25 protein-coding genes are annotated in these 22,283 nt (G+C 33.9%); 6 read left to right on the top strand and 19 right to left on the bottom strand.

Annotation, left to right across the window (positions count from 1 at the left end):
- The first annotated feature begins 84 nt into the window (after positions 1-84).
- Positions 85-3,150, top strand: coding sequence for a DUF748 domain-containing protein (locus CHLWT_RS07385; protein WP_112000704.1), 3,066 nt, complete (start codon positions 85-87; stop codon positions 3,148-3,150).
- Between the two features lie 70 nt (positions 3,151-3,220).
- Here the strand turns inward: CHLWT_RS07385 and bcp are convergent, their stop codons facing one another.
- From bcp to CHLWT_RS09625, 3 genes are all read right to left on the bottom strand, one after another.
- Positions 3,221-3,730, bottom strand: coding sequence for a thioredoxin-dependent thiol peroxidase (gene bcp, locus CHLWT_RS07390; RefSeq protein WP_111996361.1), 510 nt, complete (start codon positions 3,728-3,730; stop codon positions 3,221-3,223).
- Complete coding sequence (locus CHLWT_RS07395) at positions 3,730-3,930, bottom strand: tautomerase family protein (protein ID WP_112000703.1); 201 nt, start codon at positions 3,928-3,930, stop codon at positions 3,730-3,732. Before CHLWT_RS07395 ends, bcp begins: the two co-directional genes overlap by 1 nt.
- Before the next feature lie 65 nt (positions 3,931-3,995).
- Positions 3,996-4,148: a DNA cytosine methyltransferase gene (locus tag CHLWT_RS09625; protein WP_373886159.1), complete on the bottom strand. Its 153-nt coding sequence runs from the start codon at positions 4,146-4,148 to the stop codon at positions 3,996-3,998.
- A gap of 282 nt (positions 4,149-4,430) precedes the next feature.
- On the opposite strand from CHLWT_RS09625, the gene CHLWT_RS07410 reads away from it, so the two are divergent.
- Genes CHLWT_RS07410 through CHLWT_RS07430 form a run of 5 tightly spaced genes read left to right on the top strand, consistent with a single transcriptional unit; the run spans position 4,431 to position 8,260 of the window.
- Entirely contained in the window at positions 4,431-5,354 is a 924-nt protein-coding gene (locus CHLWT_RS07410) for a branched-chain amino acid transaminase (RefSeq protein WP_063997780.1), read from the top strand.
- An 18-nt stretch (positions 5,355-5,372) separates the two neighbouring features.
- Positions 5,373-6,461, top strand: coding sequence for a prohibitin family protein (locus CHLWT_RS07415; RefSeq protein ID WP_111982840.1), 1,089 nt, complete (start codon positions 5,373-5,375; stop codon positions 6,459-6,461).
- An 11-nt stretch (positions 6,462-6,472) separates the two neighbouring features.
- Entirely contained in the window at positions 6,473-7,213 is a 741-nt protein-coding gene (hisI, locus tag CHLWT_RS07420; protein WP_112000702.1) for a phosphoribosyl-AMP cyclohydrolase, read from the top strand.
- On the top strand, positions 7,197-7,730 hold the full coding sequence (locus CHLWT_RS07425; RefSeq protein ID WP_111986001.1) for a DUF2393 family protein: 534 nt from the start codon (positions 7,197-7,199) through the stop codon (positions 7,728-7,730). Before hisI ends, CHLWT_RS07425 begins: the two co-directional genes overlap by 17 nt.
- Positions 7,730-8,260 carry a DUF2393 family protein gene (locus CHLWT_RS07430; RefSeq protein ID WP_170253169.1) on the top strand — a complete coding sequence of 177 codons (531 nt, stop codon included), beginning with the start codon at positions 7,730-7,732 and terminating at the stop codon, positions 8,258-8,260. Before CHLWT_RS07425 ends, CHLWT_RS07430 begins: the two co-directional genes overlap by 1 nt.
- 2 nt (positions 8,261-8,262) lie before the next feature.
- On the opposite strand, the gene purF is transcribed toward CHLWT_RS07430, so the two are convergent.
- From purF to CHLWT_RS07510, 16 genes are all read right to left on the bottom strand, one after another.
- A complete protein-coding gene (gene purF / locus CHLWT_RS07435) occupies positions 8,263-9,603 on the bottom strand; it encodes an amidophosphoribosyltransferase (RefSeq protein ID WP_111949933.1) in 1,341 nt (446 codons plus the stop codon).
- A gap of 52 nt (positions 9,604-9,655) precedes the next feature.
- A complete protein-coding gene (locus CHLWT_RS07440; RefSeq protein WP_112000701.1) occupies positions 9,656-11,254 on the bottom strand; it encodes a class I SAM-dependent methyltransferase in 1,599 nt (532 codons plus the stop codon).
- Positions 11,255-11,279: 25 nt separating this feature from the next.
- A complete protein-coding gene (dapB, locus tag CHLWT_RS07445) occupies positions 11,280-12,044 on the bottom strand; it encodes a 4-hydroxy-tetrahydrodipicolinate reductase (protein ID WP_112000700.1) in 765 nt (254 codons plus the stop codon).
- Between the two features lie 111 nt (positions 12,045-12,155).
- Positions 12,156-12,938, bottom strand: a complete 783-nt coding sequence (locus CHLWT_RS07450) for a complement resistance protein TraT (protein WP_151062146.1) — start codon at positions 12,936-12,938, stop codon at positions 12,156-12,158.
- Between the two features lie 76 nt (positions 12,939-13,014).
- Entirely contained in the window at positions 13,015-13,956 is a 942-nt protein-coding gene (gene trxB / locus CHLWT_RS07455) for a thioredoxin-disulfide reductase (protein ID WP_063997772.1), read from the bottom strand.
- A gap of 131 nt (positions 13,957-14,087) precedes the next feature.
- Positions 14,088-14,402 (bottom strand): thioredoxin, encoded by a 315-nt coding sequence (gene trxA / locus CHLWT_RS07460; RefSeq protein WP_063997771.1) that lies wholly within the window; start codon positions 14,400-14,402, stop codon positions 14,088-14,090.
- 68 nt (positions 14,403-14,470) lie between these two features.
- On the bottom strand, positions 14,471-14,809 hold the full coding sequence (locus CHLWT_RS07465; RefSeq protein ID WP_112000225.1) for a YraN family protein: 339 nt from the start codon (positions 14,807-14,809) through the stop codon (positions 14,471-14,473).
- Between the two features lie 2 nt (positions 14,810-14,811).
- Entirely contained in the window at positions 14,812-16,080 is a 1,269-nt protein-coding gene (locus CHLWT_RS07470; RefSeq protein ID WP_111968871.1) for a homoserine dehydrogenase, read from the bottom strand.
- On the bottom strand, positions 16,077-17,285 hold the full coding sequence (locus CHLWT_RS07475) for an LL-diaminopimelate aminotransferase (protein ID WP_111996168.1): 1,209 nt from the start codon (positions 17,283-17,285) through the stop codon (positions 16,077-16,079). Before CHLWT_RS07475 ends, CHLWT_RS07470 begins: the two co-directional genes overlap by 4 nt.
- A 9-nt stretch (positions 17,286-17,294) precedes the next feature.
- Positions 17,295-18,107 (bottom strand): hypothetical protein, encoded by an 813-nt coding sequence (locus tag CHLWT_RS07480; RefSeq protein WP_112000226.1) that lies wholly within the window; start codon positions 18,105-18,107, stop codon positions 17,295-17,297.
- Positions 18,101-19,018, bottom strand: a complete 918-nt coding sequence (locus CHLWT_RS07485) for a hypothetical protein (RefSeq protein WP_170253170.1) — start codon at positions 19,016-19,018, stop codon at positions 18,101-18,103. Before CHLWT_RS07485 ends, CHLWT_RS07480 begins: the two co-directional genes overlap by 7 nt.
- Positions 19,011-19,691 carry a 23S rRNA (guanosine(2251)-2'-O)-methyltransferase RlmB gene (gene rlmB / locus CHLWT_RS07490; RefSeq protein ID WP_112000227.1) on the bottom strand — a complete coding sequence of 227 codons (681 nt, stop codon included), beginning with the start codon at positions 19,689-19,691 and terminating at the stop codon, positions 19,011-19,013. Before rlmB ends, CHLWT_RS07485 begins: the two co-directional genes overlap by 8 nt.
- A gap of 36 nt (positions 19,692-19,727) precedes the next feature.
- Positions 19,728-20,543: a 16S rRNA (cytidine(1402)-2'-O)-methyltransferase gene (rsmI, locus tag CHLWT_RS07495; RefSeq protein ID WP_112000228.1), complete on the bottom strand. Its 816-nt coding sequence runs from the start codon at positions 20,541-20,543 to the stop codon at positions 19,728-19,730.
- Between the two features lie 4 nt (positions 20,544-20,547).
- Entirely contained in the window at positions 20,548-20,748 is a 201-nt protein-coding gene (gene rpmE / locus CHLWT_RS07500; protein WP_059427610.1) for a 50S ribosomal protein L31, read from the bottom strand.
- 60 nt (positions 20,749-20,808) lie between these two features.
- Complete coding sequence (locus CHLWT_RS07505; protein ID WP_111982617.1) at positions 20,809-21,069, bottom strand: hypothetical protein; 261 nt, start codon at positions 21,067-21,069, stop codon at positions 20,809-20,811.
- Entirely contained in the window at positions 21,066-22,280 is a 1,215-nt protein-coding gene (locus CHLWT_RS07510; RefSeq protein WP_063997763.1) for a saccharopine dehydrogenase family protein, read from the bottom strand. The genes CHLWT_RS07505 and CHLWT_RS07510 overlap by 4 nt, the downstream gene beginning before the upstream one ends.
- Positions 22,281-22,283: the final 3 nt, after the last annotated feature.

The following is a 22,283-nucleotide window of genomic DNA, read 5'->3' on the forward strand; positions in this document are numbered from 1 at the left end:
GCAAAATGCGGTTTTTAAATTTATTAAATTTATCTATTTTGTACTCATTTTTTTATATAATTAAGCACTAAAAAGGAGAGGTCTATGAAAACTAAAATAACTGCAGTGATTATCTGCTTTGTCGCTACTTTGTACGTGATATTTGGCTTTTTTATAGCCCCAAAACTTATAGCTCACTACGCTACAAAAATCGCTATTGAAAAAGATCTAAATTTAACCATAAAAGATATCAAGATAAATCCTTTCACATTTGAAGCAAACATCACCGGTGTAGAGGTTTTGCAAAAATTGCCTATCATTAGATTTGATGCTATTTATGTAGATTTTGAACCATCAAATTTATTTGATAAAACCATAAATATAAAAACGTTAAAACTTCAAAATCCTCAAGTATTTATCCAAAAAGATGAAAATAACACCTTTAATTTTTCATTTTTACTCCAAAATGATCTTAATCAAACAAGCAAAAGTGAGCCGCAAAGCGACAAACTCAACTTTGAGTATAAGATAAAAAACCTCGAGATAACAAACGCAATGTTTGACTATCTAGATCTAAAGAGTGGTTTTAAGCTTAATTTGCAAAATATGAACTATAAATTATCAAATTTATCCACAAAAGATAAAAAGCTAGGATTTCACTCTCTATTAGCTGATTCAAACCTGGCAAATCACATAATTATTGATGCAAATGCTAGTTTTAATCCTGTGAAAATAGATGGAATTTTAGAAATTAAAGAATTAGATATAAACCCTATTTGGGTCTCATTTTTACAAGATATGCCTCTTAGCATTGAGAGTGCGACTTTAAGCTCAAAGATAGATTATAAGCTGGTTTTTGATGAAAACTTAAGTATAAAAGCAGATGTAAATACACTCATAAAAGACTTAAATATCTCTCAAAATACAAATAAATTTGCTCTTAGCTCTTTTTATGTCCCGCACTTTAGCCTTGAGCTTGAAAATAGCAGTGAAGATTTCAACATAAAAGTCCAAGCAAAAGAGATCATAGCTTCTAAATTTAAAACTAAATTTGAAGAATTTGATGCAAAACTAGGTGATATGAACTTAACAAACCAAACTATAACATATAGCCAAAAGTTCGGCACCAATATAAATTTAGATCTACTAAAGCTAGGAAATTTTAACGCCGCAAAACAAGGATTAAATTTAGATATAAGCAAGCTTAATCTAAATAAATTTGAGTTAAAAAACGAACTTATAAGCACAAAAAATATCTCCATTTTAGAAGCAAATTCGCATCTAGATGAGAAAAATTATCTAGAACTTAAATCATTTATCATAGATGATCTAAATTTTTTAGATAACAATCTTTCTATAAAAAACATAAGCGTTCAAAAGCCAAATTTTGCTAGTTTTATAGACGATAAAGGCCCTAAACTTATAAATTCTTTTTTAAATTTAATACCTAAAAGTAGCAATAAAACAAGCAAAAATAGTAAAGAATTTGACTACAACATACAAAATTTCACTCTAAAAAACGGCTCACTAAACCTAAGCGATCCATTTAGCCAAAACAGACTAAAAAATATAGAAATAACGGCAAAAAATATCCAAAATAAAGATAAGTTTGAATTAAATTTAGACATAAAAGATCAGATTTTGGATCTAAAAAGTAGTAATTCAATAGATACTAGCAAGTTAAAATTCGACTCAAACTTAAAGCTTAGGCTACACAACTTGCATTTTCTCAAACCATACTTAAAAGAACATATAAACACGCAAAATTTAAATGCGAATTTAAGCCTAAATGCAAAGACAAGCTTTGATAAATTTATAAAAACAAAAGCAGACCTTGCCATAAATAATTTTTCTATAAATGATGAGAAAAACGAGCTTTTAGGTTCGTTCAAAAGCCTTACGGGGCATATAAATTTCCAAGAAAACAACCTTTTTATATCAAATATCAAACTAGAAAATCCTAATCTTAAATTAGCAATTTCAAAGCAAAAAGAGCTAAATATCTTAAATCTCATCAAAACAAAAGATGCAAAGCAAACTAGCAATGATAATCCAGCTTTAAACATAAATTTAAAAAACATCAATATAAAAAATGGTTCTTTGGAGTTTAAAGATGAAAGCTTACCTATAGTTTTTGATACAAATATAACTAAAATTTCAACAACCATAAACGAGATATCAAACAACAAGACTAGCAATATCGCACTTCACGGAGTTGTTGCAAACTACGGATTTAGCGAGATCTTGGTCACCACTATGCCTTTTAACCCTACTTCTAATACAGATCTTATATTGCGATTTAAAAATATAAATTTGAAAAACATTACGCCATATTCGGTCAAATTTTTAGGATATGAGATAGATGATGGCAGACTAAACGTAAATCTAAACTATAAGATAAAAAATTCCATTTTAAATGCCTCAAACTCACTAAATTTCGATAACCTTACTCTAGGACGCGAAATTCCTAGCAAAGACGCCGTAAGTCTTCCTTTAAAGTTAGCCATATCCATACTAAGGGACTCAAACAACCAAATAGACATCAATCTACCTATCAATGGCGATCTAAACAGCCCTGAGTTTAGCTATGCAAGTATAGTATGGAAAGCTATTTTTCAGCTATTTAGCGATATAGTTACTAGCCCGTTTAGATTTATAGGAAACGCACTTAACATAAGCGTAGATGAGCTTAGCAGTATAGACTTTGCTCCTGGAAGTGCATTTTTACTAGAGACAAGCGAAAATAAAATCAAAAAATTAGCAGATATCGCTCAGAAAAAACCAGATATCGTATTTACTTTATCACCTACATACAGCACTAAAACAGACACTTACGCCATAGCAAGTAGAGCCGTACAAAGAGAGATAGCCCTAGCTATGAATACTAAAGATCTAAACTATGAAAATGCTACAAAAATGCTCTTTAGACAAAAAATAAACAACGAAAACTTTGTAAATGCCGATGTTGCCATAGAAAAGCTCATAAATTTGACAAAAGTCTCAGAAAACAAGATCTTAAATATAGCAGCAAAAAGAGTGGAAAATCTACGTAAAAGATTGCTAGAAAGCGGTGTAGATGAAAGTCAGATAGAAGTCCTTGATATCACTGATGCTAACGGAGCTAAAAAAGATAAAAAAGTATCTATGAAAATAAATATAAAAACAAAGTGAAAAAATCGTTTTGGTTACGCAATGACATATGATTTAAAGCACTTTAAAGGCGCTTTAAATCTTTTTAAAATTATTTTACTAAATCTGCTAAGACTTTAAGAGCGTGACCGGCAGCTTTTACGCTTTTATAGACTTTTGAGATTTTCCCATCTTTGTCTATCACAAAAGTCGTGCGAACTATCCCCAAATACTCTTTTCCATAGTTTTTTCTAACTTGCCAAACTCCATAAGCCTTAGCCACTTCTTTATCTGGATCGCTTAAAAGTATGTGTTTAAGACTCTGTTTTTGTATGAAATTTGAGTGTGATTTGACGCTATCAGGGCTTATGCCTACAATCACGCAATCATTAGCGATAAACTCATCATAATTAGCGCTAAATTCACACGCCTCAGTCGTGCAACCTGGGGTATTATCCTTTGGATAAAAATACAAAATCACATTTTTACCCTTAAAATCTTTAAGCGAAATTTTAACCCCATCGGCATTTTCTAGCTCAAATTCAGGCGCCTTATCACCGGCTTTTAAGGTAACTTTACGCTCTAAATCCTCTTGAGTGAAATTTGGATTTTTAGCCTCCATTATTTGCCCTCCTTTATAGCTTGGACTGATTTGGCTCCAAAATACGTCGCATCACTTCTAATCTCATCAAAATTTATAACCACACGCTCAGGCTTTTTGCCTAGATCATTTACCATAATATCAGTGATTTTCACAGCGATTTCATCGAGTTTTTGGCGACTTGGCATAGGGTCAGCTAGTTTGATATTTATAATTGGCATATCTTTCCTTTGTGAATAAAATTTGGCAAATTATATCTAAATTTAAATTATGGATTTATTTATAATTAATTTAATCTTTGTGCTATTCTTTTTATCACATTTACACAAACCGAATTTCCTGATTGCTTATACAGATGACTATCGGCTATATTTGGCAGATTAAATTCCTTTGGAAAACCTTGTAAGTTAAAGCACTCTTTAGGTGTTAATTTCCAAATTTACTTAAAATCAACGGGACATTAATCCCCCTAGAAGTTTAATTGAGTTATTTAGGTCTTTCCAAATAAAATAAAGCCTACAAACTTCTACAAATCTAGCTTCATCAATTTTTACAAAATCTACTTTAGCCATATTTTTAATAAAGCGTTGTATTATAATAAATTAGCCTAAAAAATTTATCATATAAGTTCATCTGACTTGAAAGAAAAAATCAAAATTCAAAAGATATTAATTAAATTTAGATAAAATATTTCCTAAAAATTTTTCACAAAGGGGCTACAATGGCACTACCAGAAGCAGAGCATATATGGTTTGATGGTAAATTAATAGCTTGGAAAGACGCGACCGTTCACGTTTTGTCACACTCACTACACTACGGAAATGCCGTATTTGAAGGCGTAAGGGCGTATCAAACTCCAAAAGGTTTGGCTATCTTTAAACTCGCCGAACATACAAAAAGACTTTTTGAGTCTGCAAAGGCTTGTGGGATAAAAATACCTTTTACGCAAGAAGAGATAAATAAAGCCCACGTAGAACTTCTAAAAAGCAACACCTACACCGATAATGTCTATATCCGCCCACTTGTATTTTTAGGGTATGGTAAAATGGGCGTTAGTCATATCGGATGCCCTGTAAATGTCGCTATAGCAGCGTGGCAATGGGGTGCTTATATGGGCGAAGATGCACTTGAAAAAGGTATCAAAGTCAAAATCTCATCTTGGATGAAGCCAGCTCCATTTTCTATGATGGCAAAAGCAAAAGCAAGCGCAAATTACTTCAACTCTCAAATGGCAAATTTCGAAGCTTTAGAGGCTGGTTGCGATGAAGCTTTACTTCTTGATCCGCAAGGATTTATCGCTGAGGGCAGTGGCGAATGCTTCTTTATAGTAAGAGATGGCGTTATAATCACTCCACCAAACGATACAAGCTTAGAGAGCATCACTCAAAAAACAGTCATAGCCATAGCAAAAGACCTAGGATACGAAGTCGTGCGTAACCGTATCACTAGAGATGAAGCCTACAATGCAGATGAAGCATTCTTTACAGGAACAGCAGCAGAAGTCACTCCGATAAGCAATATAGATAGCAGAATCATCGGTAGTGGCAAAAGAGGCGAAGTAGCCACAAGATTACAACAAGCGTATTTTGACGTTGTAATGGGTAAAAATCCAAAATATGAGCATTTCTTAACATATGCAAAATAAATTTAAAAAGGAAACGATTTGCCAGCAGATTTAAATGATTATTTTAATAAAAAAAACGGAAACGGTGGCGGAGGCGATAATAAGCCAAATTTTAACTTTAAAAAACCAAATATTCCAAATTTAAGCGGTGGTTTAGGTAAATTTAGTGGCGTTATATATGCTTTGATCGCTATTATTGTGATTTTGGTAGTTGCAAAGCCATTTGTCGTCATCAACTCAGGTGAAGTCGGTATCAAATCCACAGCAGGTAAGTTTGATCCAAGCCCACTTCAACCAGGCTTTCACTTTTTTGTGCCTTTCATACAAGAAGTTAGGATCGTCGATACTAAAGTTCGTATCATAAACTATACTTCAAGCGAAGGCAGAAATGAAGCAAATTATCGTGGTAGCGGTATCGAGACTAAAGATACAATTTCAGTTCTTGATTCAAGGGGGCTTCCTGTTAGTATGGATATAACAGTCCAGTACAGACTAAATCCCTTAAACGCACCTCAAACTATCGCTGCGTGGGGCTTTAGCTGGGAGAGTAAGATCATAGATCCAGTCGTTAGAAATGTCGTTAGAAACGTGACAGGTAAATACACTGCAGAAGAGCTTCCAGAGCGTCGTAACGATATAGCAGTAGCCATAGATAATGGTATAAGAACAGACATAGACAGCCAGCAAAACAAGCCTGTTGAGCTTTTAAGTGTTCAACTTCGCGAGATAATACTTCCACCAAAAGTAAAAGAGCAAATAGAACGCGTTCAAATAGCAAAACAAGAAGCTGAACGAACAAAATACGAAGTAGAACGAGCAAATCAAGAAGCGCTCAAAAAAGCAGCCCTTGCTAAAGGTAACGCAGAAGCTGTTAAGATAGAAGCTCAAGGTAAAGCAGACGCTGTTAAGATAGAAGCAAACGCTCAAGCTTATGCAAATAAAGAAATAGCAAATTCACTCAATTCAAATTTACTTCAACTAAAACAAATTCAAACTCAAAAAGAGTTTAACGAAGCTCTAAAAGTAAATAGCGATGCTAAGATATTTTTAACACCTGGAGGAGCCGTGCCAAATATCTGGGTAGATACGAAAGATAAGCCTAAACAAAGTATGATAGAACAAAAATAAAAGGAAAAAATGTGTGCGTGAATTGGGATAAAATAGACGGACTTTTACCTGTTATCGTTCAAGAAGAGAGCTCAAATGAAGTTTTGATGTTGGCTTATATGAATGAAGAAGCTCTAAATTTAAGCCTAAAAACAGGTTTTGCTCACTATTTTTCACGCACAAAAAATAGAATTTGGAAAAAAGGTGAAGAGAGTGGAAATATCCAAATAATCAGATCCGCTTTACTTGACTGCGACAATGACTCATTACTCATAAAAGTCGAACAAAAAGGCGGTGTAGCTTGTCATACCGGTAAAAAATCTTGCTTTTTCAATGAAATTTCACTCACTTCAAAAACACTTACAAATACCAAATTTATAAAAAATGAAAAATACGATATCTTCGATCATCTATACCACGTCGCGCTTGATAGAAAACTAAACTGCGATACACAAAACTCATATATAGCAAAACTCTACTCAAAAGGGCAAAACGCATATCTAAAAAAAATCTGTGAAGAAGCCGGAGAGTTTTGTTTTGCACTTAAAGATCTATCTAAATTTAAAAAATACAAGGAATTTGGCAAGGAAAGTTTTGGCGAACATAAAGTTGGTGATCCTAGCTATGACGTGATATATGAAGCCGCAGATATATTTTTTCATGTCATAGTTGCGTTAGCAGACTTTGATTTACATCCATCGCGTATTATAGATGAACTAAAAAGAAGAGAGGGGATAAGCGGTATAGAGGAGAAAAATGCACGCGATAAATAGTCTAAAAGAGATGATGCGATTTTATGCAGCACATTTTGCATTTATTGACTATTTTGCCATACTTTGGGTTTTAGCTGTTTTTTTAGTAGTACTTTTTTTAGTTATCATTTTGATAGTAAAAAGACCATTTTTTGCTAGTTTTATACTTATACTAGATGCTTGTTTTCTCATTTTTGGCATCATCTACACGCATAAGATAATTGATGAAAATATAAGAAAAAGAGAGCTAGAACTAAATTTTATCAAACAGCTAAGTTTTTCAGATACTCTTATAGTGGATTTAAATTTAACCAATCTATCCAAAAAACCATTTTCTTATTGTAGTGTAAAAGTCAAATTCTACACCCATTCAGATAATAAATTTAAAAATTATATAAACTCTCTAAAGCCATTTAAAGTGCAAAAAAGCGTTATCAACGAGCAGATAGACATAAACACTACAAAAAATGTAAGGCTAATCATAAATAATTTTAAGCCGATAGATTATAATACAACTATAAATTCGGAGTGTTTCTGATGTATTTTACAATTTTTCATATCATAGCGTTAGTTATTATCTTCGTGTTTTTTATACTATTTTTGATTTTGACTTTAAAAGAAAAACGGATATCTGTTGTAATCAGTATGGTAGGACTAAATATATTCGTGATGACGGCTATAGCGATATTTTCAATGCTTAGCATAGATCAATATACAAAAAAAGCTAGGATAGAAAATCTTAATTATGATCGAGTTTTGCTAAATGAAAGCATAATGTTTTTTGGCACCATAAAAAATATCGGGGATTACGCGATCGCAAGTTGTACTCTTGAGATAAAACTCACAAACTCACCGGTAGAAAAAGGCGGTTTAGACGGAAATCTATTTAAACAAAAAGGCTTTTTAGATGCTTTAAAACCAAAGCCAGAAACTAAAAGTTCAGTAGAGAAGGAGTTCAAAATAGGCACAAATTTAAAACCAAGAGAATCAAGAGCTTTTAGCGTCTCTTTACCATACCCAGCCACTTTTAGAACCCCAACTTATCATTATAAACTCTATTGCCATTAGGATTATTTTATAAAATAATCACCATCAAAGCTAACAAGTGAGTATTTTCTCTCATTTCCAAGAGCGTTTGTAAGCTCATCTATACTTAAAAACTCCAAACTATCAGCACCTATGAATTTACATACTTCGTTAGAATTCATATTTGCACTTATGAGTTCGGCAAAGCTCGGTGTATCTATGCCATATTTTTCAGGAAATTTTATCTCTGGAGCTGCGATTTTCATATGAATCTCTTTTGCCCCTGCGTGTCTTAAAAGCTCTACGATCTTCTTACTAGTCGTTCCTCTTACGATGCTATCATCTATCACGACTACGCTTTTACCTTTTAAAACATCGCTCATAGGATTTAGTTTGAGTTTGACTTTGAGATTTCTCATCTCTTGAGTAGGCTCGATAAATGTTCTTCCTACATAGTGGTTTCTTACTATTGCCATCTCAAAAGGAATTCCGCTCTGCCTTGCATATCCAAGAGCTGCTGGCACGCCTGAGTCTGGTACTGGTATGATGAGATCAGCTTTTATTTTTGATTTTTTAGCTAGAGTTTCGCCTAGCTTTTTGCGGATATTATAGACATTTTTACCATCTATCACGCTATCTGGTCTAGCAAAATATATATACTCAAAAGCGCAAATTCTAGGATCTGTTTGTCCAAAAAGCTGTATGCTTTTAAACTCACTTTTTCCCTCTTCAAAAATCAGCATTTCGCCTGGCTTTACATCTCTTAAAAAAGTAGCCCCAACAAGATCGAACGAACAAGTCTCACTAGATACGATATATCCACCATCTTTAAGCCTACCGATACTCAGAGGTCTTACGCCATAAGGATCACGTAAAACAAACATTTTTGATCTACTAAGTATCAAAAGGCAGTAAGCCCCTTTTATCTGCTTTACGGCTTCTACTATGCGGTCTTGCAGATGCTCTTTTTTGCTTCTTGCTATCAAATGAAGTATGTTTTCTGTGTCCATATTTGACTGAAATATCGCACCGCCATCAACAAGACTTTTGCGAACTTCATCTTTATTTATCAAATTTCCATTATGGACTATACTTATCTCACCCAAAGAATACTTAGCGCTCACAGGTTGAGCATCTAGCACACTATCGCTTCCAGCTGTGCTATAGCGATTATGTCCGATAGCCATTTCACCTTTTAGCACTTCAAAGCTGCTACTATCAAATACTTCAGTTACTAGACCGCGATTTTTTATAGTTTTGATATGATGATTATTGCTTGCACTGATGCCACTAGCTTCCTCTCCTCTGTGCTGCATAGAAAATAACCCATAATAAGCCGTTTTTGCAGCGTCTTTTGAATTTATAACACCGACTATTGCACACATTGTCTGCCTTAAATTTTTGAACTTATAGTGTATATTTTACTATAAAAATTCTTTATATTTTTTCAAAAAAATGTCCATTAGTTAAATTTTTAGAAAAATCTTTTATCAACTTTCTAAAATGCATTATCTGTGCTTGTTTATCTTTTATAACCTCTACTATCTTGCCATCTTTTTCTATAGTCGGAAGCATTTCGGCTTTTTGAAACTTCTCATATATAAACTTAACTATATTATCTATGCTATTTTTTCCATCAAATTTTAATGCTGTTTCAAGAGTATTTTTATCAAAATAGATAGGCATATTAAATATACTTGAAACTCCTAAATGCTCACTTTGGGTATCTAAAAAATACTTTATATAAGGAATATAATTTTGCTTTATTCTAGCTTTATTTTCTTTATAATACACCGCTTCAAATTTGGTAGTTCTTAGCCTTATGACGATTTGGGCATAATTAGACAGATCAAAAAATGCTCTTAATAAAGCATTTTTTGGAACTATCTCGCCAAGCTCTTTAACACTAAGTGAAGCTGGATAAGCTTCATAAAGAGCATTTACTAAAGGCTCATCTATCGTTCCTTTGGCTCGTTCTTTTAAATTTATATCTTGTTGTGTAAAAATCATATGAAAATCTTTGATATTTTCTAGCATTTTTTCTTCGTTTAACTCTATTTTATTTGAAGCGTGAGTTATGATTGAGTTGCGAAATCTAGAGTTGTTTAAAAAGTCAAAAATTTGCTCTTTTTGATGATGCTCAGGGTAGTTTAGCATAGCAAACTCAACTAAAGTTTTATCGTTTAGATCTTCATAATACGGCTCTATAAATGAATCACAAACATAACCCAAACCAAACTCACCTATATCATCTACAAAATCTAAAAAGTAAAAAGGCTGATTGCAAATTTCTAAATATTCGTGATATAAATAGCTTTTATTTGGAGTGTTAAGTATCGCATCACAATGTGTTTTTTCAATATTTATTCTAAATTCGTTGTATAGATCGCTACATACATAAGCCATTTTATCTAATGCAACTTTTTTAAACGTTAGCGAGTCAAGTGCTGCTTGAAATTTATCATCTCTTGGGGTAGCAGCTGCACTAAATCTCATAAAATCACGCTGGATTTCTAGATACTTCCAGCCTGGATAACAGTTATAACTCACAAAGCAAATGCCCTGCGGTGCTAGAAAATCACGAACTATTTCTAAAAATTTTGCTCTAACAAAAGTCGGAATCCAGCTATAGACACCGTGCATAATGATAAAATCAAATTTAATATCACTATTTTTTAAATTTAAAAATTCGCTAAGCCCCCCCCCATTTATAAAATCAGCAAATTCGCACATATCAATATCTTTAAAATATATATTGCTAATTTCCATACGCTTAGCCGCATCTTTAGCGATTTCAATCTGTTTGCTACTTAGATCTATACCAACAAATTTAGCATTTGGCGTATTTAAAGCCTGAGGTAAGATATTTCCTCCACATCCGCAACCTATCTCTAAAACAGCTGAATTTTGCGGTAAGCAAATGTCTAATCCGTGCATTTTAGCTAAGCAGTGTAGATAGTCGATATCACACTGAACAAACGAAGATGAGCTATAAACAAGATCTTCGTAGGTTGTTTTTATCTCATCGTTTATCATAATTATCCTCTTAAATTTAGTATTTTTAAATTCCTAAGCAATCATATATAGTATAAAGCCCTGCTTGTCTGCCATCTAGCCAAATAGCAGCCTTTATAGCACCTTTTGCGAAAGTAGCCCTAGAAGTTGCAGTATGATTTAGCTCTATAAACTCTCCGTCATTGTAAAATCCCACAGTATGGCGACCTACTATATCTCCACCGCGAAGAGCCATAACAGCTATCTCATCTTTGCTTCTTGCTCCCACCATTCCATCTCTACCACTCACTCTGACACTACTTAAATTTAAATTTCTAGCTTTTGCTGCATGAGTAGCTAAGGTAAGTGCCGTGCCACTAGGAGCGTCTTTTTTATGCCTGTGATGCATCTCTACTATCTCGATATCAAACTCACTAAGAGCTTTACTAGCAAGCCCTACTAGTCTATTTAGCACAGCTACGCCTAAACTCATATTTGTAGCTTGAAGAACTGGCATAAGAGAACTTGCAAGTCCTAAAAGCTCCTCGCCTTCGCTGCCAAGCCCAGTTGTACCGATAACTAGAGGTTTTGGATATGTCCTTGCGTAGTTTATCAAATTTATCGCGCCGTCTTTTATGGTAAAGTCTATGATAACATCGCTATTATCAAATAAAACTTTTAAGTCATCAGTGACCAAAGCATCGCCCACATTACAAAGCACCGGATCTATGCTATAAGCTACGCTGAGTTTTGCTAAATCGCTATTTTTTAAATTTGAGATTATCTCAGTGCCCATTTTACCGCTTGCGCCGTGCAAACCGATCTTTATCATACTAAACCTTAAGTGTAATTTTTGTGGATTTTAGCATAAAGTTATTTATAAAATGGTTAATAAATTTAGATAATTTTTATATATAAAGCCGGAGAAGATCTCCGACTAATATCAAAACAGACCTACTATCTGTGAAGCTATCTTTTCTTCTAGTATAGGAGTTGCTTCTGAAAGCTGAAGTCCTGTTTTTGTAGCTTCGGCAAATATCATAGTTTTTTTCTCTATATAATCTGTCTCATAAGTCTGATTTTTAGTATCTATTTGATTGCTTTGTAAAGCGCCTGTGGCATTTACATTTCTTATATCGCCACCAAATGAGTTTATAAAGCCTGACTTTGATCTATCTTTTACGCTAGATTGTCCGCTTACATTTCCTGTCTCACTAAGAACAGTGCCATTTTTCGCTTTTTGTCTGATATTTATATCGACTTGCATCTGCCAAATAGTGTCTTCTGTAAGCTTTCCTAATACTCCGCCCACCAAAGCTCCTGCAGCTCCTGCAGCTATCATACTACCAGCACCGCCATTATTATAACCGCTGATAGCAGCTCCTGTGGCACCTAAAGCCACAGCACCGCCAACGGCATTATTTTCTGATTTTTCATCGCAATACAAAACATTAGTCATTAACACGTAAGTAGCGACTTCTGGATCATCTGTTATAGTATAACCTTTTGCCTGTAAGCCTTGGATAATTTTTTGTTCCAAATTTATGTCATGTCCGCTAGTATTTTTTATACTGACAAAGATGACTCTTTTGTCTTTAGCGACTGGATCTATAAATATACTTTGCGTCATTTTAGCGCTTGTTTGCAAGGTTGTAGTAGCACAACCAGCTATCAATGAAGCCGCAACGACACTGCTAAGTATAGCTTTAAATGATGTTCTCATCATAATACCTTAATTGATAAATTTAAGCCTAAATTATATCAGATAACTATAAATTTGGCTTAAATAAATTCTTTTTATATCAATGCAAACTCTCTATATAGCTCATCGCTGAAAGTGCCGCTACTGCCCCATCTGCCGCCGCACAAACGACTTGTTTAGGAGCGTCTTCTCTAAGGTCACCCGCTGCAAAAAGCCCTGGAATATTTGTTTGCATTTTTAAATTTACTCTTACTTGTCCAGTTGGCAAGATATCGCAGATAAATTTGCCATCTTTATCTTTTAAAACCTCATTTCTTACATTTAATCCAACAAAGGTAAATATGCCAGGAACTTGCAAATCACGCACACTTCCATCTTTTAGTTTGACTTTTACACCTTTTACTCCGGCTATATTGTCGCCATAAACTTCATCAACGCTAGCATTTGTTATAAACTCGATTTTAGGATTTTTCTTAGCTTTTTCCACCGTAACAGGAGCTGCTCTAAACTCATCTCTTCTATGTATCAAATACACTTTTGAGCAGATATTTGCTAGATATTGAGCTTCTTCAAGAGCAGTATCGCCACCACCTAAAACAGCAACTTCTTTATTTTTGTAGAAAAATCCATCACAAGTCGCGCAAGTAGAAACGCCTTTTCCAAAGAATTCATCTTCGCCTTTAAATCCTGCTCTTTTTGGAGTAGAACCGGTGCAAACAATGACCGCTTTTGCTTTTTCTTCTTTACCGCCTTCTAAAAAAATACTAAAGCTACCATCGCTATTTTTCGCTACTTTTTCTACGTTTGCCATTTCGTGTTTTAAACCAAACCTAGTGCATTGCTCAGTCCATGGCGCCATAAAACTCATACCATCCATCACAGTAGCGACACCTGGATAGTTTTCCATCTCAGAGCTACTAGTGATCTGACCGCCAGGCATTCCTTTTTCAAACATAACCACGTTTTTAAGTCCGCCTCTAGTCGCGTAAAGTCCTGCGCTTAGTCCTGCTGGTCCGCCACCTATTATTGCTACATCTAACATAATTAAACTCCTTTAATATAAATTTATATATGTATAATTACGTAAAATTGATAATTATAAAAAAATAAATTTTAAAATCAGATTGATAGATAGTGAGCGTAAAGGGGATATCTTCCCCTTTTTTAGTTATATTATAAAAGCGAATTGATTTTATCTGCGATAGCCACTTTTGATTGAGCGCCTATCATTTGATCTACTATTTGTCCGTCTTTAAAGAAAAGTAGAGTTGGAATAGAGCGAACACCATACTCAACAGCCAAATCTTGAGCCTCATCTGTATTTACTTTGCAAACTTTAGCTTTTCCCTCAAACTCGCCAGCAAGCTCATCAATAACTGGTGCTAGCATTCTGCAAGGTCCGCACCAAGGTGCCCAAAAATCAACCAACGCAACGCCTTCTTTTGCTACATTGAAGTTTTCTGAAGTAAGTTCAATATATTTACCCATTTTTTTCTCCTTAATAAATTTTAAAAAATTATACATTAAAAATCTTAAATTAAAAGATAATATAAATTTTAAAAACTTATATTTTCTAAAAATTTAAATTCACCTTTTTCTACGCATATTAAATCTATCTGATAATCTGAATTTATGTTAAATTTTAACATATAAAAGTTAATAGTTTTTATTATCTTATAAATTTTCTTTTTAGTGACTCTATATACAGTCTCATAATCCTTAGATGTAGATTTAACCTCTATAAAATGATACACATCATCTTTTTTTGCGATTATATCTATCTCACCAAATTTAGAGTGGAAATTTCTGCAGATTATCTCAAAACCCAAACTTTTAAGATAATCTGCAGCTAAATCTTCACTCCTAAATCCAAAAATATACTCTTTTAAACTCAAATTTATTCTTCGATTCGTATCATAAAAGGTCTATCTTTTATAAAACTCTCGCTCTGAAGAAGACCTACTACTCTTAACATATCAGCTTCTAAACAAGTATGCGTTGTAAAATACAAAGTACTAAAATCAAGGCTTTTATCGATTCTAGGTTTTTGTAAAAAACTATCTATAGAAAGATTGTTTTGACTCATTAAATTTGTTATTTTAGCTAAAACACCTATTTCATCAACCACTTTTAGCCTTAGATAATACTTTGTTTTTATCTCATTTGGCTTAAAAAGTCCAAGAGGCAAAACTTCTAGTGGAGCTTTATAGCCTAGCATAGGATTTTTAACTTCCCTAGCGATATCGATAAGATCGCTTATAACAGCACTTGCAGTAGCACTTCCACCAGCCCCAGCCCCATAAAACAAGCTCTCGCCAACAGCGTCTCCAGTGACGCTTACTGCGTTCATCACGCCATCTACTTTTGCTATCATTTTTTCTTTTTGAATAAGTGCTGGATGTACGCGAAGTTCTACTTTATCTTCTCTTCTTTTTGCTATAGCTAGTAGCTTTATAGCATACTCAAATTCATTTGCAAAATATATATCTTCATTCGTGATGCCTTCTATACCTTCTATAAGTATATCTTCTGGTTTAGCATGAACAGAATACGCAAGACTTGCCAAAATAAGCAGCTTATGAGCAGTATCAAAACCACCAATATCAAATGTAGGATCGGCCTCAGCGTAACCTAATTCTTGAGCTTTTTTAAGCACTTCATCAAATTTAACGCCACCTTGCATCATATTTGTAAGTATATAGTTACTAGTACCATTCATAATACCGACTATCTTTTGGATATGGTTTGCACTTAAACCTTCTCTTAAAGCCTTTATGATAGGAATGCCACCAGCTACGCTAGCTTCGTAACCAAAAGGAGTGTCTCCAGCTAGTTTTTCAAGCTCATTTCTATGATATGCAAGCATAGCTTTGTTTGCGGTAACTACAGGCTTTTTCTTTTCTAAGATTTTACTAACGACTTTATAAGGTTCATCTATACCACCCATAAGCTCGACATAAACATCTATATCATCTCTATCGATCACGCTATTTATATCATCGCTTAGAGGTATTTTAGAATCTCTTTTTTTATTTAGATCGCGAACAACGCCAACAACAGGAGTTATATTCATACCAGATCTAGCAGAAATTAATTTTTGATTTCTAAGCAAAACATTAGCAACCTCACTGCCAACGGTTCCTACTCCAAGTATCGCTACTCTCATTCAAATTCTTTTAGATATTTTTTAATGTTTCTCGCAGCTTGCCTGATACGGTTTTCATTTTCTATAAACGCGATCCTTACGTATTTATCACCCGCTACGCCAAATCCAGCGCCGGGGCTAACTGCTACGCAAGCTTTTGTTAGTAACTGTTTTGCAAACTCTTTGCTACTGATATTTCCCACTTGAGTAGGAAGCTTTGCCCACGCAAACATACTAGCTCTTGGTTTTGCTATCTCCCATCCAGCAGAACAAAACGTATCTATCAATATATCTCTTCTTTTTTCGTATGTTTGACGAATTTGCTCAACACAATTTTGATCGCCATCAAGTGCTACAGTAGCTGCTACTTGAATAGGAGTAAACATACCATAATCAAACCACGATTTTATCTTTTTAAGAGCAGCAACTAGTTTTTTATTTCCACATACAAAACCGACTCTCCAACCTGCCATATTGTATGATTTTGATAGCGTATAGCACTCTACTGCAACGTCTTTTGCACCTTCAACCTCAAAAATACTAGGAGTTTTATACCCATCAAAAGTAAGTTCTGCGTAAGCTATATCGCTTATGATATAAAATCTCTCTTTCTTTGCCATTGCAACTAAACGCTCATAAAAACTTTTTTGACAAGTTACAGTAGTAGGATTGTGAGGAAAATTTACTACTATATATTTTGGTCTTGGGATACTTTCATCAATAGTATGTTGTAAATTTTCAAAAAATTTATTTTCATCTAGCTCAAATTCGGCATTATAATCAAGAGGCATCTTCGCTACATTGCCACCGGCTATGATAAATGCTTGAGTATGTATAGGATAAGCAGGATCAGGCACGATCGCAACATCTCCTGGATTTATTATAGCTTGAGTTAAATGAACAAATCCCTCTTTGCTTCCCATGGTTGCGACTGCTTCAGTTTCAGGATCAAGCAAAACTCCGTATTTTCTTTTATACCAATTGCAAATTGCTAAACGAAGTTTATATATACCTTGAGAGACGCTATAACCGTGAGTTTTGTCTTTTTTAGCACTCTCACAAAGTTTATCTATGATATGCTCTGGCGTTCTGCCATCGGGATTTCCCATAGAAAAGTCGATTATATCGGCACCATCACGCCTAGCAGCCATTTTTATAGCATTTACTTCGGCAAAGGCATAGTTTGGTAATCTTTCAATTGTATTAAAACGAATCTCGTCAAACATAAAAACTCCTTATGATTTTATATAAATTTTTAAACCGCGTTTTATATTTTCCAAACTAAAAGCATCGTCTATTAGTATATAAAATGCATCGTCTGGAAATTCAATATTTAAACTTTTTTCTTTCATATCAGATTTTATCTGACTTATGAGTTTTAAATTTCTATCATATATTTTTACAAGCGATATCCAATTATCAGCCGGATTTGCCATTATTTCTATATTTTTTTTACCATTGATATTTAAAAAATATGGCTCTAATGGTTTAGAAAGCTCAACTGTTGTGTCTGATTCATAAGGCAATGTTTTTAAAATCGCCCTACTCATATCTATATCATAAGTATAAGAAAACGCACCTGTTTTATAAATACCTTTTATATATACATTATTTTGTTTTAGCTCTTTATATAAACTTCCAGGATTTAAGATAAACTTAGTATTTATAGTCACAAGCCATGAAATTTGTGAGTTTTGAGTAGAAAAGTTTTTTGTAAGAAAGTAGTTATATCCAAGATTATTTAAACTTTGAGTTATGACTTTTAAAAAAAGTATGGTAGGACTAGTGCTTTTAAACGTAAGATCCATATATGCAGGAGATGAATAACTCAAGCTTAAAATAGAATTTGTTCTTAGTAAATTTGTGATCTTATCGTAGTTTGGATTTGAGTTTTCATCCAAAAACATAGCTTCATTTGAAAAAAGCGTTCTAAGCTTAACCAAGTTTTGTTCATAGACTTTATCGCCCAATAAATTTTTTAAATTTAGATCTAAATTTGCACTAAAACATAGGCTTGAAACAAGAAAAAATAGTAATACCCTTACCACTCTTTGCCTTTGTTTATAGTAACATACTCATCGTAATCTATCTGTCTTATTTCGCCGTTTTGAACTAAAAATCTGATGGAATTCTTTGAATTATAACTTCTATTTTGATCACTAAGCTCAAGAGTTATATCGCCGTGCCCTGCTACTACTATAGCATTTCTACTTAGATCTATTTCAAAAGGTTTATTTGTGGTTTTAGAACTTTTTTCATTTGTATCTAGGTACTTGATGCCTATCCAAACGCTTTTTCTAGGATTTATAGTGGCAAATAAATTTGATTTTGAAATTTTTAGTATATCATCTACTTGCGATGAAGTGATGTTGTCTTCTGTTTGCGTAGCAACTTGTTCAGTAGATACTTCATTCATCTGGCTACTTTGAGATTCATTTATATCTGTGATATTTGCGTCTATTATCTTTTCATCAAACGGAATGGTTATATTTGTTTCTATTTTTAAATTCTCTTTAGCATCTTCTACTACTGGGCTATTAGAGTACGTAACGCTTTTATTTTTATCATCAAAAAACGAGCCGATATCATCAAAATATTTTGTAAAACCAAACAGCCATATAAATCCACAAATAATAACAACAAAAGCAACAGCCAATATCCACGACCCACTATTAGAACTATTAGTAGATGTATAAGCAGGAATTTTTGGAGCTACGCAGAACACAGGGTCGCCCTCTTCTGGATGCTCTAGACAATAAGCCTTAAACTCCTCAGTCCAATCGCTAAGATCCCAATCATACTCTCTTGATAGAATTTTGACAAAACCTATCGCGTTTAGCTTTTTAAGCTTATCAAAGTTTTTATCACACATATACTCTAAATATTCAGCTTCTATATGAGTACGCTTTGATACTTCCTTTGCACCAATATCTCTAATTTTCAATATATCATTAGCCATTTATCATCCTATTAAATAATATTCCAAACGCCACGCTGACATTTAAGCTATCCCAGCCTTCACGCATTTTTATGCCTAAACTTTCATCGCATTTTTCAAGAGCTTTTTTATGGATTCCTTCGCCTTCATTGCCCATCACAAGTACGATTTTTTTATCAAATTTACACTCGTTAGGATTTTTACCTTTGGCATCAGAGCCGTAAATTTTATATCCCACTTGTTTTAGTTCATTTAAAAGACTTAGCCCGTCATTTACTAAAGCTATCGGAATCTCATAAGCAGCACCGCTACTAGTTCTAACTATACCCTCCATAGCAGCATTTTTTGCTACTATGATAACACCACCCCCGCCAAGCGCGTAAGCACTTCGCACTATACTGCCTATATTTCCAACATCACTAAGTCCATATAAAACTGCTATAAAATCTTGTTTTTTGATAAGATCTAAATTTGCAAACTCAAATTCACTGACTTCGGCCAAAAAGCCTTGATGATTTCCACCCCGAGCCAAAGCTTGAGCTTTTTTATTATCTACTTTTTGAATTTTGATACCGCTTTTAGCGATCTTACTAAAGATATCCTTTTCAACTTCTTTAGCTAAGTAGATATTTATAAACTTATCTTTATGTTTATCTAATAAATGTAAAAATAATTGTTTTCCATAAATAATCATAACTATGATGATATCCTAAAGCCGTTAAAAATTAGCTTATTTTATCAAATTTTGATATATTTTTTTTGAGTTCTCGCCTGTGATTTTGCAAAGTAATTTCGCCTTTTGTTTTGGCGGTATATCAAGAGCTAAGATATCGCTCTGACTTATACGCTCAAATGCACTAACAAAAGATCTATCTACGACTATGCACCACTCTCCGTTTAAATTTGATTCTTTTAAGATAGTGAGTAAATTTGTAGCATTGTCTTTAAATTTGGTTTCAAATTTCTTCGTAGCTTCTTTTATGGCAAAGATCTCTCTATCTGGCGATAATTTTGCTATATCTTCTACTAGACTTAAAATTCGTTTTGGAGACTCATATATAATCACCGGATATAGTGAATTTAACGCATTTTGGATCGCTATGCGTCTTTCTTTGCCCGAATTTGGTAAAAATCCTAAAAATATAAATTCTTTTTCTATTATCCCACTAGCTGCAGCTGCTAGTAAAAGAGCGTTTGCACCACTTAAAACTTCATATTTTATACTATTTTTCTGAGCAAATTTCACTAGCGAAATTCCTGGATCACTTATACAAGGCATTCCTGCGTCGCTTGCATAAACACAAATCCTAGTTTCAAGCTTAGATTTATCAAATTTATCAAAAAAATCTTTTTCGTTGTGAGTATGAAGAGAATAAAACTCTTTTGGGCTGATCTGCAAATTAAATTTAGCGTTCAAAAGAGTTATAAGAGATTTTGTTACTCTAGTATCTTCACAGATGATGATTTCACAAAGTTCTAAGACGTCCAGGCATCTCTTTGAGATATCATCTAAATTCCCTATCGGGGTCGGAAGAAAATAGAGCAAGGTTTTATTTCATATTGTATTTTTTCTTGAATTTATCAACACGTCCTGCACTATCTACGATTTTTTCGCTACCTGTAAAAAACGGATGGCATGCGTTGCAGATATCGACTCTGATCTCTGGTTTATTTGACTTGCTTTTAAATGTGTTTCCACAAGCGCAAGTAACTGTGCATTCAACATACTCTGGATGTATATCTTTTTTCATTGCTTGTCCTTTTAAATTTTATAAAGTTTGGCATTATAGCTAAAAATCCTTAAATTCAATTTACTTCGCATCGCAAAGCAGTTCACAAGATGTTTTAGTGCGTAAATTTAAATACTTAGCATTTAGGCATCTTGCATTTTTATCGCCACTTAAAATCTCAAGTTCATCACCTATTTTCCAGCCTTTGCAAGGTAAATTTAAAGCCAAATAGTCTTTGGCATCTATGGTGAGTTTTAGACCATCTTCGCTTATAAAGTCTATTTTTAAATTCCCGGCAAATAAAGAAACACAAAAGAGAGATATAACGATGATATATTTCATTTTACTATCCTATTGCTATTTGGATCCATTTCGATGATTTCCCACGGCAAACCTTGTTTATTTAGCTCGTCCATAAATGGTTTTGCATCAAAATCTTCCATATTAAATACGCCTTTACCGCTCCAAATTCCATTAGCGACCATCATACTTCCTATCATCGCAGGAACTCCTGTGGTGTAGCTCACTGCTTGAGCACCTGTCTCTTTGTAGCACTCTTCATGATCACAGACGTTGTAGATATAAACTTTTCTTGGTTTATTATCTTTTATACCTGTTATCACGCAACCGATGTTTGTTTTACCTTTTGTACGCTCCCCAAGACTAGCAGGATCTGGTAAAAGTGTCTTTAAAAATTGTATAGGTACGATTTTTACGCCGTTATGTTCTACTTCATCTATGCGTAGCATTCCAACGTTTTCAAGGCATTTCATATGAGTTAGATAACTCTGCCCAAATGTCATAAAAAAGCGAATTCTTTTAAGCGTAGGTATATTTTTTACTAAGCTCTCAAGCTCTTCGTGATAGAGCAGATAGCTATCTTTTACGCCGACTTTTGGATAGTCCCATTTAAACATTATCTCCATAGGATCTGTCTCTATCCATTTGCCATTTTCCCAGTATCTACCCTTTGCGCTTACTTCGCGTAAATTTATCTCAGGATTAAAGTTTGTAGCAAAAGGGTATCCATGATCTCCAGCGTTACAATCTAAGATATCGATCTCATAAATTTCATCAAACAAATTTTGTTTTGCATAAGCACAAAATACATTTGTCACGCCCGGATCAAATCCACTGCCAAGAAGCGCCATAGTCTTAGCACTCTTAAAATCGCTATCTTTTGCCCATTGCAACTTATATTCAAATTTAGCAGTATCTGGATGCTCGTAGTTTGCAGTATCGATATATGGGATTCTAGCCTCCACGCACGCATCCATAAGGGTTAGATCTTGATAGGGCAAAGCAACGTTTAAAAGCAAATCAGCTTTTATATCTTTTATCAAATTTACGACTGCTTTTGTATCATCAGCGTCGATTTTGACCGTGTTTATATCCACGTTTAAACGCTCTTTTATAAATTTAGCTATTGCGTCGCATTTGCTTTTTGTTCTACTTGCTAGAGTTATCTTTGTGAAAGTTTTTGTATTCATAGCACATTTTACGGTCGCTACTTGACTCACGCCACCAGCGCCGATGATCAAAATATGACTCATTTT

This window comes from Campylobacter hyointestinalis subsp. lawsonii, from assembly GCF_013372165.1.
Lineage (GTDB): Bacteria > Campylobacterota > Campylobacteria > Campylobacterales > Campylobacteraceae > Campylobacter > Campylobacter lawsonii.

Bases quoted from the DNA above. Each gene is read 5' to 3' on its own strand.
- CHLWT_RS07385 (WP_112000704.1), top strand. From the start codon at position 85: ATGAAAACTAAAATAACTGCAGTGATTATCTGCTTTGTCGCTACTTTG.
- bcp (WP_111996361.1), bottom strand. From the start codon at position 3,730: ATGGAGGCTAAAAATCCAAATTTCACTCAAGAGGATTTAGAGCGTAAA.
- CHLWT_RS07395 (WP_112000703.1), bottom strand. From the start codon at position 3,930: ATGCCAATTATAAATATCAAACTAGCTGACCCTATGCCAAGTCGCCAA.
- CHLWT_RS07410 (WP_063997780.1), top strand. From the start codon at position 4,431: ATGGCACTACCAGAAGCAGAGCATATATGGTTTGATGGTAAATTAATA.
- CHLWT_RS07425 (WP_111986001.1), top strand. From the start codon at position 7,197: ATGCACGCGATAAATAGTCTAAAAGAGATGATGCGATTTTATGCAGCA.
- CHLWT_RS07430 (WP_170253169.1), top strand. From the start codon at position 7,730: ATGTATTTTACAATTTTTCATATCATAGCGTTAGTTATTATCTTCGTG.
- purF (WP_111949933.1), bottom strand. From the start codon at position 9,603: ATGTGTGCAATAGTCGGTGTTATAAATTCAAAAGACGCTGCAAAAACG.
- CHLWT_RS07440 (WP_112000701.1), bottom strand. From the start codon at position 11,254: ATGATAAACGATGAGATAAAAACAACCTACGAAGATCTTGTTTATAGC.
- dapB (WP_112000700.1), bottom strand. From the start codon at position 12,044: ATGATAAAGATCGGTTTGCACGGCGCAAGCGGTAAAATGGGCACTGAG.
- CHLWT_RS07450 (WP_151062146.1), bottom strand. From the start codon at position 12,938: ATGATGAGAACATCATTTAAAGCTATACTTAGCAGTGTCGTTGCGGCT.
- trxB (WP_063997772.1), bottom strand. From the start codon at position 13,956: ATGTTAGATGTAGCAATAATAGGTGGCGGACCAGCAGGACTAAGCGCA.
- trxA (WP_063997771.1), bottom strand. From the start codon at position 14,402: ATGGGTAAATATATTGAACTTACTTCAGAAAACTTCAATGTAGCAAAA.
- CHLWT_RS07470 (WP_111968871.1), bottom strand. From the start codon at position 16,080: ATGAGAGTAGCGATACTTGGAGTAGGAACCGTTGGCAGTGAGGTTGCT.
- CHLWT_RS07475 (WP_111996168.1), bottom strand. From the start codon at position 17,285: ATGTTTGACGAGATTCGTTTTAATACAATTGAAAGATTACCAAACTAT.
- CHLWT_RS07485 (WP_170253170.1), bottom strand. From the start codon at position 19,018: ATGGCTAATGATATATTGAAAATTAGAGATATTGGTGCAAAGGAAGTA.
- rlmB (WP_112000227.1), bottom strand. From the start codon at position 19,691: ATGATTATTTATGGAAAACAATTATTTTTACATTTATTAGATAAACAT.
- rpmE (WP_059427610.1), bottom strand. From the start codon at position 20,748: ATGAAAAAAGATATACATCCAGAGTATGTTGAATGCACAGTTACTTGC.
- CHLWT_RS07505 (WP_111982617.1), bottom strand. From the start codon at position 21,069: ATGAAATATATCATCGTTATATCTCTCTTTTGTGTTTCTTTATTTGCC.
- CHLWT_RS07510 (WP_063997763.1), bottom strand. From the start codon at position 22,280: ATGAGTCATATTTTGATCATCGGCGCTGGTGGCGTGAGTCAAGTAGCG.